The following is a 16,351-nucleotide window of genomic DNA, read 5'->3' as shown; positions in this document are numbered from 1 at the left end:
GGGGCGCTGACATGCGCCTGCTGATGAAATCGATGCTGACGCTGGTGGCGGCGCTGGGCCTGGCCCTGCCCGCCGCCGCGCAGGACTTCCCCGAGCGGGGCACCGCGCCGGTGGTCGATGCCGCCAACATCATCGACGACGCGACCGAAGCGGCGCTGACGCAGAAGCTCGACCAGTTCGAGGAAAACAATCAGCGCCAGTTCGTGATCGCCACCATCCCCGACCTGCAGGGCTACGATATCTCGGACTATGGCTATCGGCTGGGCCGCGAATGGGCGCTGGGCGATGCGGAGCGCAACGATGGCATACTGCTCATCGTCGCGCCGAACGAACGCAAGATGCGCATCGAGGTCGGCTATGGCCTCGAAGGCGTCATTCCCGACGGGCTCGCCTTCGAATATGTCGAAGGCATGAAGCCCTATTTCCGGCAGGGCGACTATTCGGGCGGGATCGCCTGGGCGGCCGACGAGATCGTCACCCAGCTCGAACTTCCCCCCGAAGAGGCGGCCCGCGTCGCGCAGGAACGCACTGCCGCGCGGGAGAACGAGGGCGGCTTTCCCATCGGCGCGCTGATCTGGCTGGGCTTCATATTCTTCTTCTTCATCCTGCCGATGTTCAGCGGCGGCCGGCGGCGGCGCTATCGCCGCGGCGGTGTCGGCGGGGTCGTTGGCGACATCATCCTGTGGGAAGCCGGCAAGGCGATCGCGCGCGGTGTCGGCGGCGATGACTGGGGCGGCGGTGGCGGCTTCGGTGGCGGCGGCGGCGGCTTCGGCGGCTTCTCTGGCGGCGGTGGCAGTTTCGGGGGCGGCGGCGCCTCCGGGGGGTGGTAATGGGATATCTCTCACAATCCGATCACGAGATCGTTTCGAATGCGGTCGCGGAGGCCGAACTCACCACCAGCGGCGAGATCGTTACCGTGCTGGCCGACCGGAGCGATGCGTATGACGATGTCGTGCTGGTCTGGGCCGCGGCGCTGGCATTCTCCGCCATGAGCCTGTTCGCGGTCCTGCCGCAGCCCTTCATGGACCTGTGGGACTCGCTGGTGGGCGGCTGGTCGCATGTGTGGACCACCGGCGAACTCGCCAGCATGACCATTGCGCTCGGTCTCGTGGCTTTCGTGGCCGGCTGGCTGTTGCTGAGCTGGGATCCGCTGCGCTTTGCGCTGACGCCGGGCCCGGTGAAGACCGCACGTGCGCATGCCCGCGCGATCAAGCATTTCAAGGTCGGCGCGGAACGCCGCACGCATGGCCGCACCGGCGTGCTGCTGTATCTGTCGATGCGTGAGCACCGCGCGGAAATCGTCGCCGACCAGCCGATCGCCGAAATCGTCCCCCCCGAGGTCTGGGGCGAGGCGATGGCGGACATGCTGGCGGAGATCAAGCAGGGTCATATCGCCCTGGGCCTCGCCGCGGGCGTCCGCGACGTGGGCAAGGTCCTGTCCGAGCATTTCCCCCGCGCCGAGGATGACGAGAACGAACTGCCCGATCGCCTGATCGAGGTCTGATCGTGCCCGTCCCCGACCACGATGCCGACGAGCGGATCGTCTGGCAGGGCGATTACATCACCGCCAAGACGCGCGGCCGCTGGGAATATGTCGGGCGCCCGCGCAATATCCGCGCTGCAGTGATCCTCGCCGTCGACGACGATGACCATGTGCTGCTGGTCGAGCAGTACCGGGTGCCGCTGGGCCAGTATTGTCTCGAGCTCCCCGCGGGGCTGATCGGCGACGAGGACGGGCTCGGCGATGAGGATCCGCTCGCCGCCGCCGGGCGCGAGCTCGAGGAAGAGACCGGCTACCGCGCCGCGGTGCTCGAAGACCTCGGCTGCTTCTGGTCGTCGCCCGGCATGGTCAGCGAAAGCTTCACGCTGGTCCGCGCGCGCGATCTCGCCAAGGTGGGAGCAGGCGGCGGCGTGGGCGAGGAGAACATTACCGTCCACCGCGTGCCGCTGGCCGTCATCCGCAGCTTTATCGACGCCAAGCGTGCCGATGGTTGCGGGATCGACGTGCGCATGCTCTTGCTGCTGGGACAGAACATACTGGCAGGAGAGTGAGACATGGCAGGACGGTGTGCGGGCAAGCTGGCCCTCGTTACGGGCGCGGCGCAGGGACTGGGACGCGCGCATGCGACGCGGCTGGCCGAGGAAGGCGCCCGGGTGCTGTGCACCGACATCAACGGCGAAGGCGCAGCTGAAACCGCGCAGCTGATCAACGACGCGATCGGCGCCGGCACGGCCTTCTCGATCGCCCATGACGTGACCGATCCGGCCGCCTGGGAAGCCGCTGTCGATGCCGCGCGCGACAATCTCGGTGGGCTGAATGTACTTGTCAACAACGCGGGCATCGGCGTGGCGGGCAATATCGAGACCTGCGATTTCGACGACTGGAAGCGCTGTTTCTCGATCAATGTCGATTCGATCTTCCACGGCTGCCAGAAGGCGCTGCCGCTGATGCGCGAACATGCGCCGGGCTCGATTGTCAACATCTCCAGCATCGCCGGGCTGATCGCCAGCGACACCATGCCGGCCTACAACGCCAGCAAGGCCTCGGTCTGGATGCTGAGCAAGTCGATCGCGCTGCATTGCGCGAAGAACAACATGCAAATCCGTTGCAATTCGGTCCACCCGACCTTCGTCGACACGCCCATCCTCGACGGGACGGCGAAGAACCACAATATCGACAAGGGCGTTCTGATGGACAAGCTGGCGCGGCAGATCCCGCTGAAGTTCGTCGGCGAGCCCAACGATATCGCCAATGCGGTGGTCTATCTGGCCAGCGATGAAAGCCGGTTCATGACCGGGGCGGAGATCAAGCTCGACGGCGGTATATCGGCAATGTGATGTCTGCCGAAGCCGGATGCACAAGAGGGGCCGCTTGGCCCCTCCCGGTTTCTCTCGATGTGAGCCACGACCGGCACGAAAACCGGGACGGTCAGCGCGAAGGCCGTGGTCAGTCTGCGATCAGTCCGATCGCGAGGTAGATCAGGATGAAGCTGCCGAAGCCCAGCAGCGTTCCTGCGACGAAGCCGATCCGGACCCAGGTGGCATCGATACCGAAGTAGCGGGCGATGCCGGAGCAAACGCCCATCAGCTTGCCGTTGCGGCGATCGAGCGCGAAGCTCTTGGCGGGGCGGACGGCGTGGTCGTCTTCGCGGAATTCGAGCTTGCTCATGCGATCAGACCATTGGGCGAGGCGGGGATGATGGCGGTGGCGAAGAAGGCTGCCGAAATCGCGAGCGAGAACGCCGCTGCGAAGAGCTTGCTGCTGTTGTCCGAGTTGAACATGTCTGGTTCCTTTCCGTTCGAGTTATGCGCGGGGTGATCAGGCGATCAGGCCGGCGGGGCTGGCGGGGACGATGGCGGCGGCCATGAACATGGCGGACACGCCGAAAGCGAAGACGGCGGCGAGAGCGCGGCTGCTGGCGTTTTCGAGAATGGACATTGGGTAATCTCCTTGAACCTTGGTTTGTTTCTCCCCGGTCATCCGGGTTGCCCCATGCTTTGCAACGGGTGTGCCAAACTTCAAGAAGCGCAGGAATCCGGCGTTTTTGCCTGAACGCTCGCGTTGAACGCCGTTCATCAATCCGAAAGGTTGGTGATTTTTACCAACTGTTGGAATCTACCGTTTCGAGTGGCGGCGGAACGAAGGGCGCGCTATCGCGCTGGCGACCCATGGCGCTCGATCGCATCTCCCTTACCGACTTCCGCAATCATGCCGCGACCGAGCTGGAAGCGACCACGCAGTTCAACCTGCTGGTTGGTGAAAACGGCGCAGGAAAGACCAATATTCTCGAAGCGCTGTCGCTGCTTGCGCCAGGGCGCGGGCTGCGCCGCGCGGCGCTGGCCGATCTGGTGCGCAGCGGCGGCGAGACCGGTTTCGGGATCGGGGCCAGCCTGCGCCAGCAGCAGGATGAGGCCGTCCGGCTGGCGACCTACACCGACAGCCCCCTGCCCGCGCGGCGCCGGGTGCGGATCAACGGCGCCGACAGCAGTGCCACCGGCCTTGGCGAATGGATGGCAGTAACGTGGCTCACGCCGGCGATGGACGGGATCTTCACTGGCCCGGCTGGCGACCGGCGCCGGTACATGGACCGGCTCGCACTTGCGCTCGACCCTGCGCATGCCAGCCATGCCGCGCGCTACGACGCCGCGCTGCGCGAACGCAATCGCCTGCTGTCCGACCTGCGCGAACCCGAAAGTGCCTGGCTCGATGCGGTCGAAGCGCAGATGGTCCAGCATGGCGCCGCGCTGATGCAGGGCCGCGCCACATTGGTCGACACGCTGGCCGTGCGGCTCGCCACCATGCCTGCCGAGCCCTTCGCCCGGCCGGCCCTGACATACGCCCCGGGCGCTCCGGGGCATGCCGATGGCCTGTCTCAGGCGCTGTTCGACAATCGCAGGCGCGACCGTGCGGCGCAGCGCACGCTGGCGGGGCCGCATCGCGACGAGCTCGATGTCATCCATGCGGCCAAGCGCGTGCCTGCCGCGCAAAGCTCGACCGGCGAACAAAAGGCGATGCTGGTCGCGATGACGCTGGCGCATGCCGCGCTGGCCGCGGAAGGTCGCGCCAGCCTGTTGCTGCTCGACGAGGTCGCGGCGCATCTCGATCCGGTGCGCCGTGCCGCGCTGTTCGACCAGTTGCGCACCAGCGGCGCACAGGTCTGGATGACCGGAACCGAGATGGCCCCCTTCAGCAGCATTGCGGCGGATGCGGCGGTATGGCGGGTGGACGCAGGCGGCGTCGAACGCCTCTGACCTGCGCCTGCGGGCGGGCCGCGCTACTCCTGCGGCAGGACCCGTTCCACATCGTCCACCGTATCTTCGACCAGCGCGGCGATGCCCGCGGCGGTCGGATGGATGCGATCGTCGAGGAACAGGGCGGGATCCTGATAGATGCTCTCGAGCCAGAACGGCACCAGCGCGGTGCCGTATTCCTGCGCGAGGTCGGCATAGAGGGCATCGAACTGCCGCTGGTATTCGGTTCCGTAATTGGGCGGCGCGCGCATGCCCATCAGCAGCACCGGTATCTGCCGCGCGCGCAATTCCTCGAGCATGGCTGCGAAATTCGCGCGCGTCTGGTCGGGCTGGATACCGCGCAGCATGTCGTTGCCGCCCAGTTCGAGAATGACCAGATCGGGCGGCGTATCCTGCGCGTCGAGCGTGAACGCCAGCCGTTGGCGACCCGCGGCGCTGGTATCGCCCGATACGCCGGCATCGATCACGCGCGCATTTGTGCCGCGTGCGCGCAGCGTGTCCTCGAGCTGTTCGGGGTATCCCTGCTGCTCGTCCAGCCCGTAACCGGCAAAGAGGCTGTCCCCGAAGGCGAGGATACGGCGCTCGGGCCCGGCGACTTCCTGCTCAGCTGCGGCAACCGCCTGCTCCTGCGCTTCCGCCGGCACCACCGCATCTTCGGCACCGCCCCCGCATGCAGCCAGCGAAAGACCGATTACCGTTATCGATAAATGCCGTATCCGCATCGGCGAGTTTCCTTGTGCAACCTTGGGCTGCCTGCCATCGCAGCACTGTGACCAACTCTCAACCCGCGATTTCCGCCCGCAACCTCACCCTTTCACTCGGCACGCGCGAAGCGCCGGTCGATATCCTGCGCGGTATCGATCTGGACATCGCGCGCGGATCGACCGTGGCGCTGCTCGGCCCCTCGGGCTCGGGCAAAAGCTCGCTGATGGCCGTACTGTCGGGTCTCGAGCGCGCCAGCGGTGGCAGCCTGCAGGTGGCCGGTGCCGATTTCGCGACGATGGACGAAGATGCGCTGGCGCATGCCCGGCGCGGGCGGATCGGGATCGTGCTGCAGGCCTTCCACCTGCTGCCGACGATGACCGCACTCGAAAATGTCGCCACGCCGATGGAACTCGCCGGCGCAGACGACGCGCAGGTCCGCGCGCGCAGCGAACTGGAAGCGGTCGGCCTCGGCCACCGGCTCGACCATTATCCGCAGCAGCTTTCGGGCGGCGAACAGCAGCGGGTCGCCATCGCGCGTGCTATCGCTGCCCGCCCCGACCTGATTTTCGCCGACGAACCCACCGGCAATCTCGATGCCGCGACCGGGCACGAAATCGTCGAACTGCTGTTCGCGCGCCGCGCCGAAACCGGCGCCACGCTGCTGGTCATCACGCATGACCCCGAACTGGCACAGCATTGCGAACGCGTGCTCACGCTTGCCGATGGACGCATTGCGAGCGACACTGCCGCATGAGCTGGGCGACTGCATGGCGCATTGCGCGGCGCGACCTGAATGCCCGGTTCAAGGGGCTGCGGCTGCTGCTGGTGTGCCTGTTCCTTGGCACGGGCGCGCTTGCTGCCATTGGTTCGCTGACCGCGGCAATCGAAGGCGAGATCGAGGCCAACGGCCGCGAATATCTCGGCGGCGATCTGCAGATCGAACTGTGGCAGCGGGGGCTGTCCCCCGATGAACGCAGCGCGCTGGAGGAACTGGGCGATGTTTCTGCCGGCACGCGCCTGCAGGCAATGGCGCGGTTCGACGACAAGGCCGCCCCGATCGAACTCAAGGCCATCGACAGTGCCTATCCGCTCTATGGCGAACTGACGCTAACCGACGGCCGCTCGGTCGGCGCGCCTCCCGCGGATCAGGCATGGCTGTCGCAGGGCGCCGCCGACCGGCTGGGCGTCGCCCCCGGCGCGGCGATCGCGATCGGCACCGAGACGCTGCGCGTGGGCGGCATTATCGAGACCGAACCCGATCGCCTTGGCGAAGGTTTCCAGCTCGGCCCGACGGTCATCGTGGCCGAAGACCTGCCGATGCGTGCGGGGCTGATTGCGCCCGGTTCGATGTACCAGTCGAAGACCCGCGTCCGGTTCGACCAAGGCCGCGATCTCGAAGCCGTCGAGGAACAGCTCGAAAACCGCTTCCCCGAAGCCGGTTTCGACATCGACACCGCCGACCGCGCCGCGCCGGGCACTGACCGTTTCGTCGACCGGATGAGCGAATTCCTCACGCTGGTCGGGCTCGCCGCGCTGGTCATTGCCGGGATCGGCATCGGCGGCGGCGTGACCTCATATCTCGACGCCCGGCGGCAGGGCATCGCCACGCTCAAGATCCTCGGCGCGTCGAGCAGCGACATCGCCCGCATCTATGCCTTGCAGATCGTCGCCGCCTCGCTGGCCGGAAGCCTCGCGGGGATCGTGGTCGGGGTCGCGCTCGTCCCGCTCCTCGCGACCGCGCTGCAGGGCCTGCTGCCCGTGTCGAGCAGCGTGGTGATCGATCCCGGGGCAATCCTGCTTGCGCTGGCTTACGGCATGCTGGTGGCACTGGTGTTCGCTGCCCCGCCCCTGCTGCGCGCGCGGCAGTTTCCGGCCATGGCGCTGATGCGTTCGCGCGTGGCCCCGCTGGCGCGCGATCCCAAGGCGCTGGTGCTGGTCGGCGGCGGGCTGGCCGCGATCATCGCGCTGGCCCTGCTGACATCCAGCAATCCCCTGCTGTCTGCCGGCTTCCTCGCCGGTGCAGCCGCAGTACTGGGACTTCTTGCGCTGATCGGCCTCGGCATCCGCAAGCTGGCGGGAGCCATCCCGCGCCCGCGCAGCCCGATTGCGCGCAATGCGCTGGCCAACCTCCACCGACCGGGCAGTTCGACCGGCGCTTTGGTGACCGCGCTGGGTTTCGGGCTGGCCGCCTTCGTCCTGCTCGCAGCGGTGCAGACCGCGATCGACGGCAATATCGCCAAGCGTGTGCCCGACCGCGCGCCCGATTACTTCGTGCTCGACATTCCGCGCGACCAGGTGACCGAGTTCGAGACGCTGGTGCGCGAAGCCGATCCCGATGCCAGCTGGCGCACCGTGCCCGCGCTGCGCGGCTCGGTGCTGGCCTTCGGCGATGACACGGCGATGACCCGCACGGCCGAGCTCGAGGAGATCCCCTATGGCGCCTGGGCGCTGCGCGGCGAACGCGGGCTGACCTATGCCGACGCTCTGCCCGACGGAAACGAACTGACCGCCGGCAGCTGGTGGGGACCGATGTACGAGGGCGAACCGCTGGTGTCCCTCGACGAGGATTTCGCGCAGGCCGCAGGTCTGGAAATCGGCGATCTGATGACCTTCGGCGTGCTGGGCGTGGAACGCACCGTGCGCGTCGCCAATCTGCGCCGGATCGACTGGGAAAGCCTCGGCTTCAATTACGTCTTCGTGCTGAGCCCCAACGCGCTGCGCGATGCCCCGCACAATCTGGCCGCCACCATCCAGCTGAGCGCGGGAACGCCGACCGGTCCGCTGCTCCAGTCGCTGGTGGCCGCATTGCCTTCCACTTCGGTGATCGAGGTGGGCGGCGTGCTCGAACAGGCCCGCACGATCCTCGAACAGGTGGGCCTCGCCACATTGGCGGCGGCCAGCGTCGCGGTACTGGCCGGGCTTGCCGTGCTGCTCGGCGCAATAGCCGCGGCGCGCGCCGCGCGGACCTACGACACGGTGGTGTTGCGCGTGCTCGGCGCGGACCGCCGCCAGATCCTCGCGATGCAGCTGATCGAATATGTCGCGCTGGCCGGGGCGCTGGCGCTGGTCGCGCTGGGTATCGGCAGCCTCGCCGCATGGCTGGTCATCACGCAGCTGTTCGAATTCGACTGGCTGCCCGACTGGGGGGTGGTGCTGGCCGTTCTGGGCCTCGGCATCGTCACTGTACTGGCCTTCGCGCTGGGCGCCTCGCTGCCCCTGCTGCGCGCCAAGCCCGCGCAGGCGCTGCGGACGCTCTGACTCGGGGCGTCGCAGCGGGTAGCGCGGCGGGGCAGGCCGACTGCCCGGCATCAAAACGGCCGGCCTCTCTTGCCCCATTCCGCGACAGTAGCCTGGGGCTGGAGATCGGCCGCAAGGCCGAGTGGGCACCCTGCGTTGCTTCTATCCCGGCGAATGGCAATCGGCACTTACGGACCAGCGCTGCGTAATCCGCCTCGGGCAAAAGAAAAGGGGGCCCGCAGGCCCCCTTCCCCTGTTCGATTGTTCGCTTCGTTTAGAAGCGGAAGCGGGCTGCCACACCGTAGGTGCGCGGCTGGTTCGGGTAACCCGAGATCGCTCTGCCCTGTGCCACAGCCGGGAAGACCGTGGTCAGGTAACGGTCGTCGAGCAGGTTTCGGCCCCACACGGTCAGTTCCAGCCCCATGTCGAAGGCATAGGTGAACGATGCGTTGAGGCTGTTGACCTCGCGCTTGTACGCAGCGGCCGCGGCACGCGCCGGACCGAAGTCGCGTTCACCGGTGACCGGATCGATCACGATGTAGTTGGTCAGGCCATCCACGACCTGCACCGGCGATGCATAGGAGAAGTCGCCCCGCAGGATGACCCGGTCACCGCGCGAGTTGATTTCCTGATTGTACTGCGCGCCGAACACGGCCGACAGTTCGGGTACGCCGGCAACCGGTTCGCCCGTCAAATCGCCCACCGGCGAAGCGACGAAGCTGTCGTACTGTGCATCGAGATAGGTCATCGCCACGCTCAGCGTCAGCGCGTCGCTGGCGTAGACCTGGCCGTCGAATTCGATCCCGAAGGTTTCCTGCTTGCCCGCATTCGACAGGATGAACGACGTACCGGTGAAGGTGTTCGCCTGGAAATCCTCGATCGCCTGCTGGAAGAAGGTCAGGTTCGCTGCGGCACGATCCCAATTGCCCTTGATGCCGACTTCGTAGACTTCCGAATTCTCGGCGTTGGCGAAGCGGGTGCCCGGACGCAGGTTGGTGACCGCAAGGCCCTGGGCCTGCAGCGCGGCGAAATCGGCCGGCAGCGGACGGCTGTCACGCGAGAGGTTGAAGCTCGGCGCCTTGTAGCCGGTCGCCCAGCTGGCATAGACGTTGAGCGTCGGCGAGACTTCGTAAGCCAGACGGACGTTCCAGCTCCAGTCGTCATCATTGGTCGAGCAATCCTCGACCGCGTTCGGGCAGTTCTGCATCGGCGGCAGGAACTGGAACGGATTGAGCGCCAGGAACGGGTTGACCGACGGGTCCGCCTGGTTGGCGTCGGCAAAGGCCTGCACGCCTGCCGAAACCTGGCCGAAGGCAGCCGGGTTGGCCGCAGCGAAGGCACCGATTTCGGTCTGGCTGGCCGGACGGCCGAGGCCGAGCAGCGTGCCGACCTGCGTGGCCAGGCCCTGAGCGAAGATCGCCCGGTTGCCCGAGGACACCAGATCGATGTTCGAGAACACATCGGTGCTCGTCGAATTGGTGACGATCTGCTTCTTGTCCTTGGTGTAGTTGGCGCCAAGCGTCAGCACCAGCCGGTCGGTGATCTCGAAATCGACATTACCGAAGATCGAGAACGCTTCGTTGTCCTGGACGATGTTGTTGAAGAAGCCCTGGCCCTCGGCGAAGAACTGGCCGGTGTAATCGGTGCCGTTGAGCGCCGACAGCGTGGCTTCAAGCGAATCGACGGTCTGCGTTCCACCGGTCGCACCCTGCAAGAGCAGGTTGGCGTAGGGACGGAAGGCGCTGCCGTAGACGATCTGGTCCGAGGTATCGACGCGCTCGTCGAAATAGTAACCGCCGATCAGGAAGTTGAACGGGCCGTCGAAATCCGAGGCGATCCGCAGTTCCTGGGTGAAGGTTTCGATGTCGGCATCGCCGATGTTCGCACCGCTCACGGCAGGCAGGCTGGTGAAGTCGACGTCCTGGTCGGCCCCCAGCTGGGTCTTGCGATAGGCGGTGATCGAGGTCAGCCCCAGCGCACCGAAGTCGTAATCGACCTGGCCCGAGATGCCGTAGTTCTCGACGTTGTTGATCGGATCGACATCGGTGAACACGACATCGCCATCGGGGTTGTTGCGGAAATCGTTGACCCGGCCGCCGAGCAGCTGGATCGCACCGATTTCGGCCGAGGGCGCCACGTTGAGCACGCCGCAGCAGCGCTCTTCGATCTTGTCGTAATCGCCGATCACGCGGACACGCAGCGGGCCGCCGTTGTCGAACAGCAGCTGGCCGCGGGTGAACCAGCGATCGCGGTCGTTGATGTCGTCGCCATTGGCGCCGTTGGTCAGGAAGCCGTCACGCTTGTTGATGCCGCCGCCCACGCTGAACGCGAAGGAATCGCTGATCGGACCGGTGACGAAGCCCTTGACGACCATTGCGTCGTAATTGCCGTAGCTGGCTTCGACCATGCCGCCGAAGTCGAACTGCGGTTCCTTGGTGACGATCGAGATCACGCCGGCGCTGGCGTTCTTGCCGAACAGGGTCGACTGCGGGCCGCGCAGGACCTCGACACGCTGGATGTCGGGCAGGTCGGAGATCTGCGATACCGCGCGGCTGCGATAGACGCCGTCGACGAACATCGCGACCGACGGTTCGAGACCGATGTTGTTGCCGTCGGTGCCGAACCCGCGGACCGAATAGCTGGTGGCAAACGAGCTCTGGTTCTGGCTGACGCGCAGCGAGGGAACCAGCGTGGCAAGGTCGGCGACGTCGCGGATCTGGGCCTGCTCGATCGCTTCCGAGCTGGTCACGCTGACGGCGACGGGCGTTTCCTGCAGCGTCTGTTCGCGCTTGGTGGCGGTAACGATGATGACATTGCTGTTGGCCGGTCCGGCAACGGCGCTGTCATCGGCTTCGTCTTCGGCATCCTGCGCCTGCGCTGCAGCGGGCAGCACCATGGCGGCAGCACCTGCCATCAGGGCGGTACGAACGGACGCGGAACGGCCGAAAGCATTGAATTTCATGAATGGTCCTCTTCTCTCAAGACGTATTTTTGGTCTGCTGCGCAGTCCCCAAAATCACGCAAGCTGCGGCCGATTACCAGACTTGCCCAGCCTCTCAAGCATTTAGCGGCGGCGATGATAGCTCATCCGGCGACTGTGACTTTGACGTTACACCACAACATCTTGTCGCAATGCAGCAACTCGGCTAGGGGCGCGCCCGAAACGTCTCGTGCCCACCATGCGTTGACGCTACGGCACGCCAATAGAAAGCACAATCCATGTCCCGCGACCTGCGCAACGTGGCGATCATCGCCCACGTCGACCACGGCAAGACCACTCTTGTCGACCAGCTCTTCCGCCAATCGGGCACCTTCCGCGACAACCAGCGCGTCGAAGAACGCGCGATGGATTCGAACGATCTGGAAAAAGAACGCGGGATCACCATTCTCGCCAAGTGCACCAGCGTCGAATGGAACGGCACCCGCATCAACATCGTCGACACGCCGGGCCACGCCGACTTCGGCGCCGAGGTCGAACGCATCCTGTCGATGGTCGATGGCGTCATCCTGCTGGTCGACAGCGCCGAAGGCCCCATGCCGCAGACCAAGTTCGTCACCGGCAAGGCGCTTGCGCTGGGCCTGCGCCCGATCGTCGTGGTCAACAAGATCGACCGCGGCGATGCGCGCCCGCAGGAAGTGCTCGACGAAGTGTTCGATCTCTTCGCCAATCTCGATGCAAATGACGACCAGCTCGACTTCCCCAGCCTGTGGGCCTCGGGCCGCGACGGCTATGCAAGCGAGGACGAGCATGCGCGCGAAGGCAATCTCGAGCCGCTGTTCAAGCTGATCGTCGACCACGTGCCCGCCCCCGGGCTCGACACCGAAGCGCCGTTCAGCTTCCTCGCGACGCTGCTCGACCGCGACAACTTCATGGGCCGCGTGCTGACCGGCCGCGTCCAGTCGGGCAAGATCGACGTCAACGACCCGATCCATGCGCTCGACCCCGACGGCAATGTCGTCGAAGTCGGCCGCGCGACCAAGCTGCTGGCGTTCGACGGGCTCGAGCGGGTCCCCGTCGAACATGCCGAGGCGGGCGACATCATCGCGCTTGCCGGCCTTGAAAAGGCAACCGTGTCCAACACCATCGCCGATCCGGTCGTGAAAACGCCGATCGCCGCGCAGCCGATCGATCCGCCCACGCTGGCGATGCAGTTCTCGGTCAACGACAGCCCGCTTGCCGGCCGCGAAGGCAGCAAGGTCACCAGCCGCATGATCCGCGATCGCCTGTATCGCGAAGCGGAAACCAATGTCGCGATCCGCATCACCGAAAGCGCCGACAAGGACAGCTTCGAAGTGGCCGGCCGCGGCGAACTGCAGCTTGGCGTGCTCATCGAAACGATGCGCCGCGAAGGCTTCGAACTCGGCATTTCGCGTCCGCGCGTGCTGTTCCGTGAAGAGAACGGCCAGCGCATGGAGCCGTTCGAAACGGTCGTCATCGACGTCGATGACGAGCATTCGGGTACGGTCGTCGAGAAGATGCAGCGCCGCAAGGCCGAGCTTACCGAAATGCGCCCCTCGGGCCAGGGCAAGACCCGCATCACCTTCTCCGCGCCGTCGCGCGGGCTGATTGGCTATCACGGCGAATTCCTGTCCGACACGCGCGGCACGGGCATCATGAACCGCCTGTTCGAGAAGTACGACACCTATCGCGGCGTGATCGAGGGCCGCCAGAACGGCGTGCTGATCTCGATGGTCCCGGGCGAAGCGGTCGGCTATGCGCTCAACGCGCTCGAAGACCGCGGCGAACTGTTCATCCGTCCGCAGGCGAAGATCTACGAAGGCATGATCATCGGCGAAAACGCCAAGCCCGACGATCTCGAAGTCAACCCGATGAAGTCGAAGCAGCTGACCAACTTCCGTTCGACCGGCAAGGACGACGCCATCCGGCTGACCCCGCCGCGGGTGATGACGCTGGAACAGGCGATCGCCTATATCGACGATGACGAAATGGTCGAAGTGACACCCGAGAACATCCGCCTGCGCAAGGCGATCCTCGACCCGCACGAGCGCAAGCGCGCGAAACGCGCCGCGCAGTAACCGCCGCGCCGACAGCAGACAAAAAAAAGGGCCACCGCGAAGGTGGCCCTTTTCGTTTCGGCTGGGACTTCGCTCAGAAGCGGAAGTTCAGCGTCGTGCGGATCGAATGGATGTCGAAGTTCGGATCCGAGGGGCGCAGGCCCGTCTGGCCCGAATCGAGCAGGAACGGGTTGGTCGCCGGTGCGCTGCCCGCGCCGACCACGACATAGGCGTCGTTGTCGTCATAGCGCGAATACAGATATTCGAGACCGAGCGAGACATTGTCGAACAGGTAGAGTTCGCCGCCGGCGCCGATCTGGCCGCCCAGCTGCCAATCGTCATCATCCGTCATGGTGAAGGAATTGGCGCCGTTGGTGGTGATGAAATCATGGTCGATATCGGCATAGGCGAGACCGCCGGTGACGTAGATCAGACCGCGGCCGCTGCCGGGCGAAACGCCCAGACGGCCACGCAGTGCGACCGACTTGTCGAGCTCGCGCTTGAAGGTGTAGCTCGCCGGAGTGGTGCTGAAGCCGTTCGAATATTCTTCCGAATCCGACATCGCGCCCTCGACCAGCAGGCCGGCTACGATCGGGCCATCGCCGATGCGCTGGTCGAAACCGATGCGGACGCCGTAGCCGAAGCGCGACTTGTCGTCGCTGCAGCCGTCGGCGGCACGCGGGCCGTTGGCAATGCCGTTGCAGAAGCCGGGGCCGAACGCATTGGCGCCGGTCGTGGTGCGGACCGTGTCGCCATACTCGCCGTCGCCATCGGTGTCGAAGACGATGCCTTCGCCCGCTTCGTCGTCGAGCCCGTCGAGCCCGAAGCTGCCGCCGACATAGACGCCATTGAAGAAATCGGGATCGGCATCCTGCGCGTAAGCAGGCTGAGCAACGACACCCGCGAGAATCGCGGTGGCCAGAATTGTCGAGTTTTTCATTGGAAAACCTTTGAGTTATATGGACCCTGTTGTCCGCTAGACGCGTGGGTCGCCAAGCCGTTCCACCGCCGTTCGGCGCTGGGGGCAAAGTGTCTCATATGTGCAACAGCCCGCTCGGCCCCCTCCCCGGCGGAGGGCCTGCGCAGCGGCGCAATCGCGGCAGTGGCAAGTGCAACAAGCATCTGTTAGGTGCCCCGCCCATGCAGACGGGAACATATATTTCACTCGCCTTATATTTCGTTCTGATGATCGCCATCGGCCTGTGGGCATGGAAGCGTTCGACCGACACCAGCGAGGGGTATCTGCTCGCTGGCCGCAACCTTCCACCCGCGGTCGCCGCGCTGAGCGCGGGCGCGTCGGACATGAGTGGCTGGCTGCTGCTCGGTCTGCCCGGCGCGCTCTATGCCAGCGGCCTGGTCGAGGCGTGGATCGGGATCGGCCTGTTCGTCGGTGCGCTGGCCAACTGGTTCGTGGTCGCGCCGCGGCTTCGGGCGCAGACCGAAAGCTACGGCAATGCGCTGACCATCCCCGAATTCCTCGCCAACCGCTTCCCTGACAAGGCCGTGGCGCTGCGCGTGATCTCGGCGCTGATCGTGGTGGTGTTCTTCGCGGTCTATACCGCCGCGGGCCTGGTCGGCGGCGGCAAATTGTTCGAAACCAGCTTTGCCAGCCTGTTCGGCGATATCGGCATGAGCGATTACATGCTCGGCATCTGGATCACCGCGCTGGTGGTGCTGGCATATACGATGGTCGGCGGCTTCCTCGCGGTAAGCCTGACCGATTTCGTGCAGGGCCTGATCATGGTCGTCGCGCTGGCGGTGATGCCGCTGGTGGTGATGTTCGGCGAAGGCGGCAGCGCGGGCGGGTCGCTGACCGACGTGCCGGTCGACGGCTTCCTGAGCCTGACCAACGGCCTGACGCTGATCGGCTTCATCAGCGCGGTGACCTGGGGCCTGGGCTATTTCGGCCAGCCGCACATCATCGTGCGCTTCATGGCGATCGACACGGTCGCCAAGGTGCGCCCGGCGCGCAATATCGGCATGACCTGGATGGGCGTGGCGCTGCTCGGTTCGATCGGCATCGGCATCGCCGGCCGCGCCTATGCCGAACGCAACGGCATCGTCGTCGAGGATCCCGAGACGATCTTCATCGTGCTCGCCAACCTGCTGTTCCACCCGCTGATCACCGGCTTCCTGCTCGCCGCGCTGCTCGCCGCGATCATGTCGACGATCAGCTCGCAGTTGCTGGTCGCCTCGAGTTCGCTGACCGAGGATTTCTACAAGCTGTTCTTCCGCCGCCATGCCTCGGAGCGCGAAAGCGTCAATGTCGGCCGCATTTGCGTGGCGCTGGTCGCGATCGCGGCGATCATCATCGCCAGCGATCCCGACAGCCAGGTGCTCGGCCTCGTCTCCAACGCCTGGGCAGGCTTCGGCGCCGCCTTCGGCCCGCTGATCATCCTCTCGCTGACATGGGACCGGATGACGGGTGCCGGCGCCGTGGCAGGCCTCGTCACCGGTGCGGCAGTGGTCATCGCGTGGATCGCACTGGGCTGGAATGCGGCGCTGCCGGGCATGGATCAGGGATTGTACGAAATCGTCCCCGGCTTCATCGCCGCCTGGCTGGCCATCTTCCTGGTCAGCAAGGCAACCGCCGGAAGCAGCGACCGCCCCTTGCCAGCCTGACGCGCATTCGTCACACCGT

At 65.8% G+C, this 16,351-nt stretch carries 15 protein-coding genes; 9 read left to right on the top strand and 6 right to left on the bottom strand.

Annotated elements, in window-relative coordinates; genetic code table 11:
* Nucleotides 1-11 precede the first annotated feature (11 nt).
* From GRI55_RS05715 to GRI55_RS05700, 4 genes are read left to right on the top strand one after another with little or no spacing between them, the layout of a single operon-like run.
* A complete protein-coding gene (locus tag GRI55_RS05715) occupies nt 12-830 on the top strand; it encodes a TPM domain-containing protein (protein ID WP_050600243.1) in 819 nt (272 codons plus the stop codon).
* A complete protein-coding gene (locus GRI55_RS05710) occupies nt 830-1,504 on the top strand; it encodes a TPM domain-containing protein (protein ID WP_160766526.1) in 675 nt (224 codons plus the stop codon). Before GRI55_RS05715 ends, GRI55_RS05710 begins: the two co-directional genes overlap by 1 nt.
* A 2-nt stretch (nt 1,505-1,506) precedes the next feature.
* Nucleotides 1,507-2,052, top strand: a complete 546-nt coding sequence (locus GRI55_RS05705; RefSeq protein WP_160766525.1) for an NUDIX hydrolase — start codon at nt 1,507-1,509, stop codon at nt 2,050-2,052.
* Between the two features lie 3 nt (nt 2,053-2,055).
* Nucleotides 2,056-2,838, top strand: a complete 783-nt coding sequence (locus tag GRI55_RS05700; protein ID WP_063505594.1) for an SDR family oxidoreductase — start codon at nt 2,056-2,058, stop codon at nt 2,836-2,838.
* Between the two features lie 109 nt (nt 2,839-2,947).
* Here the strand turns inward: GRI55_RS05700 and GRI55_RS05695 are convergent, their stop codons facing one another.
* From GRI55_RS05695 to GRI55_RS05690, 3 genes are read right to left on the bottom strand one after another with little or no spacing between them, the layout of a single operon-like run.
* Nucleotides 2,948-3,169, bottom strand: a complete 222-nt coding sequence (locus GRI55_RS05695; RefSeq protein ID WP_050600239.1) for a PspC domain-containing protein — start codon at nt 3,167-3,169, stop codon at nt 2,948-2,950.
* The gene (locus GRI55_RS14875) at nt 3,166-3,282 is read right to left on the bottom strand and encodes a recombination protein F (protein WP_197458069.1); all 117 of its coding nucleotides are present in this window, start codon (nt 3,280-3,282) and stop codon (nt 3,166-3,168) included. The genes GRI55_RS05695 and GRI55_RS14875 overlap by 4 nt, the downstream gene beginning before the upstream one ends.
* 37 nt (nt 3,283-3,319) lie before the next feature.
* Complete coding sequence (locus GRI55_RS05690) at nt 3,320-3,439, bottom strand: recombination protein F (protein WP_082847459.1); 120 nt, start codon at nt 3,437-3,439, stop codon at nt 3,320-3,322.
* Nucleotides 3,440-3,669: 230 nt separating this feature from the next.
* Here GRI55_RS05690 and recF point away from each other — a divergent pair, with 230 nt between their 5' ends.
* Entirely contained in the window at nt 3,670-4,752 is a 1,083-nt protein-coding gene (gene recF, locus GRI55_RS05685; protein ID WP_160766524.1) for a DNA replication/repair protein RecF, read from the top strand.
* A gap of 23 nt (nt 4,753-4,775) precedes the next feature.
* Here recF and GRI55_RS05680 read toward each other — a convergent pair whose 3' ends face one another.
* Nucleotides 4,776-5,474 carry an arylesterase gene (locus GRI55_RS05680; RefSeq protein ID WP_050600237.1) on the bottom strand — a complete coding sequence of 233 codons (699 nt, stop codon included), beginning with the start codon at nt 5,472-5,474 and terminating at the stop codon, nt 4,776-4,778.
* Between the two features lie 47 nt (nt 5,475-5,521).
* Between GRI55_RS05680 and GRI55_RS05675 the strand changes: the two genes are divergently transcribed.
* Together GRI55_RS05675 and GRI55_RS05670 are read left to right on the top strand one after the other, a co-directional pair.
* Nucleotides 5,522-6,211 carry an ABC transporter ATP-binding protein gene (locus GRI55_RS05675; protein WP_050600236.1) on the top strand — a complete coding sequence of 230 codons (690 nt, stop codon included), beginning with the start codon at nt 5,522-5,524 and terminating at the stop codon, nt 6,209-6,211.
* The gene (locus GRI55_RS05670; protein WP_160766522.1) at nt 6,208-8,715 is read left to right on the top strand and encodes an ABC transporter permease; all 2,508 of its coding nucleotides are present in this window, start codon (nt 6,208-6,210) and stop codon (nt 8,713-8,715) included. The genes GRI55_RS05675 and GRI55_RS05670 overlap by 4 nt, the downstream gene beginning before the upstream one ends.
* Nucleotides 8,716-8,968: 253 nt before the next feature.
* Here GRI55_RS05670 and GRI55_RS05665 read toward each other — a convergent pair whose 3' ends face one another.
* Nucleotides 8,969-11,656: a TonB-dependent receptor gene (locus tag GRI55_RS05665; protein WP_160766521.1), complete on the bottom strand. Its 2,688-nt coding sequence runs from the start codon at nt 11,654-11,656 to the stop codon at nt 8,969-8,971.
* A gap of 257 nt (nt 11,657-11,913) precedes the next feature.
* Here GRI55_RS05665 and typA point away from each other — a divergent pair, with 257 nt between their 5' ends.
* Nucleotides 11,914-13,731 carry a translational GTPase TypA gene (gene typA / locus GRI55_RS05660; protein ID WP_050600233.1) on the top strand — a complete coding sequence of 606 codons (1,818 nt, stop codon included), beginning with the start codon at nt 11,914-11,916 and terminating at the stop codon, nt 13,729-13,731.
* Nucleotides 13,732-13,804: 73 nt separating this feature from the next.
* On the opposite strand, the gene GRI55_RS05655 is transcribed toward typA, so the two are convergent.
* Nucleotides 13,805-14,650, bottom strand: a complete 846-nt coding sequence (locus GRI55_RS05655; protein ID WP_050600232.1) for an outer membrane protein — start codon at nt 14,648-14,650, stop codon at nt 13,805-13,807.
* Between the two features lie 200 nt (nt 14,651-14,850).
* Between GRI55_RS05655 and putP the strand changes: the two genes are divergently transcribed.
* Nucleotides 14,851-16,332, top strand: coding sequence for a sodium/proline symporter PutP (putP, locus tag GRI55_RS05650; protein WP_063511558.1), 1,482 nt, complete (start codon nt 14,851-14,853; stop codon nt 16,330-16,332).
* Nucleotides 16,333-16,351 lie beyond the last annotated feature (19 nt).

This window comes from Qipengyuania citrea, assembly GCF_009828015.1.
In the GTDB taxonomy this organism is placed as follows: Bacteria; Pseudomonadota; Alphaproteobacteria; order Sphingomonadales; family Sphingomonadaceae; genus Qipengyuania; species Qipengyuania citrea.
The sequence above is the reverse complement of the archived record's forward strand: the minus strand, read 5'-3'. Positions and strand labels throughout refer to the sequence as shown.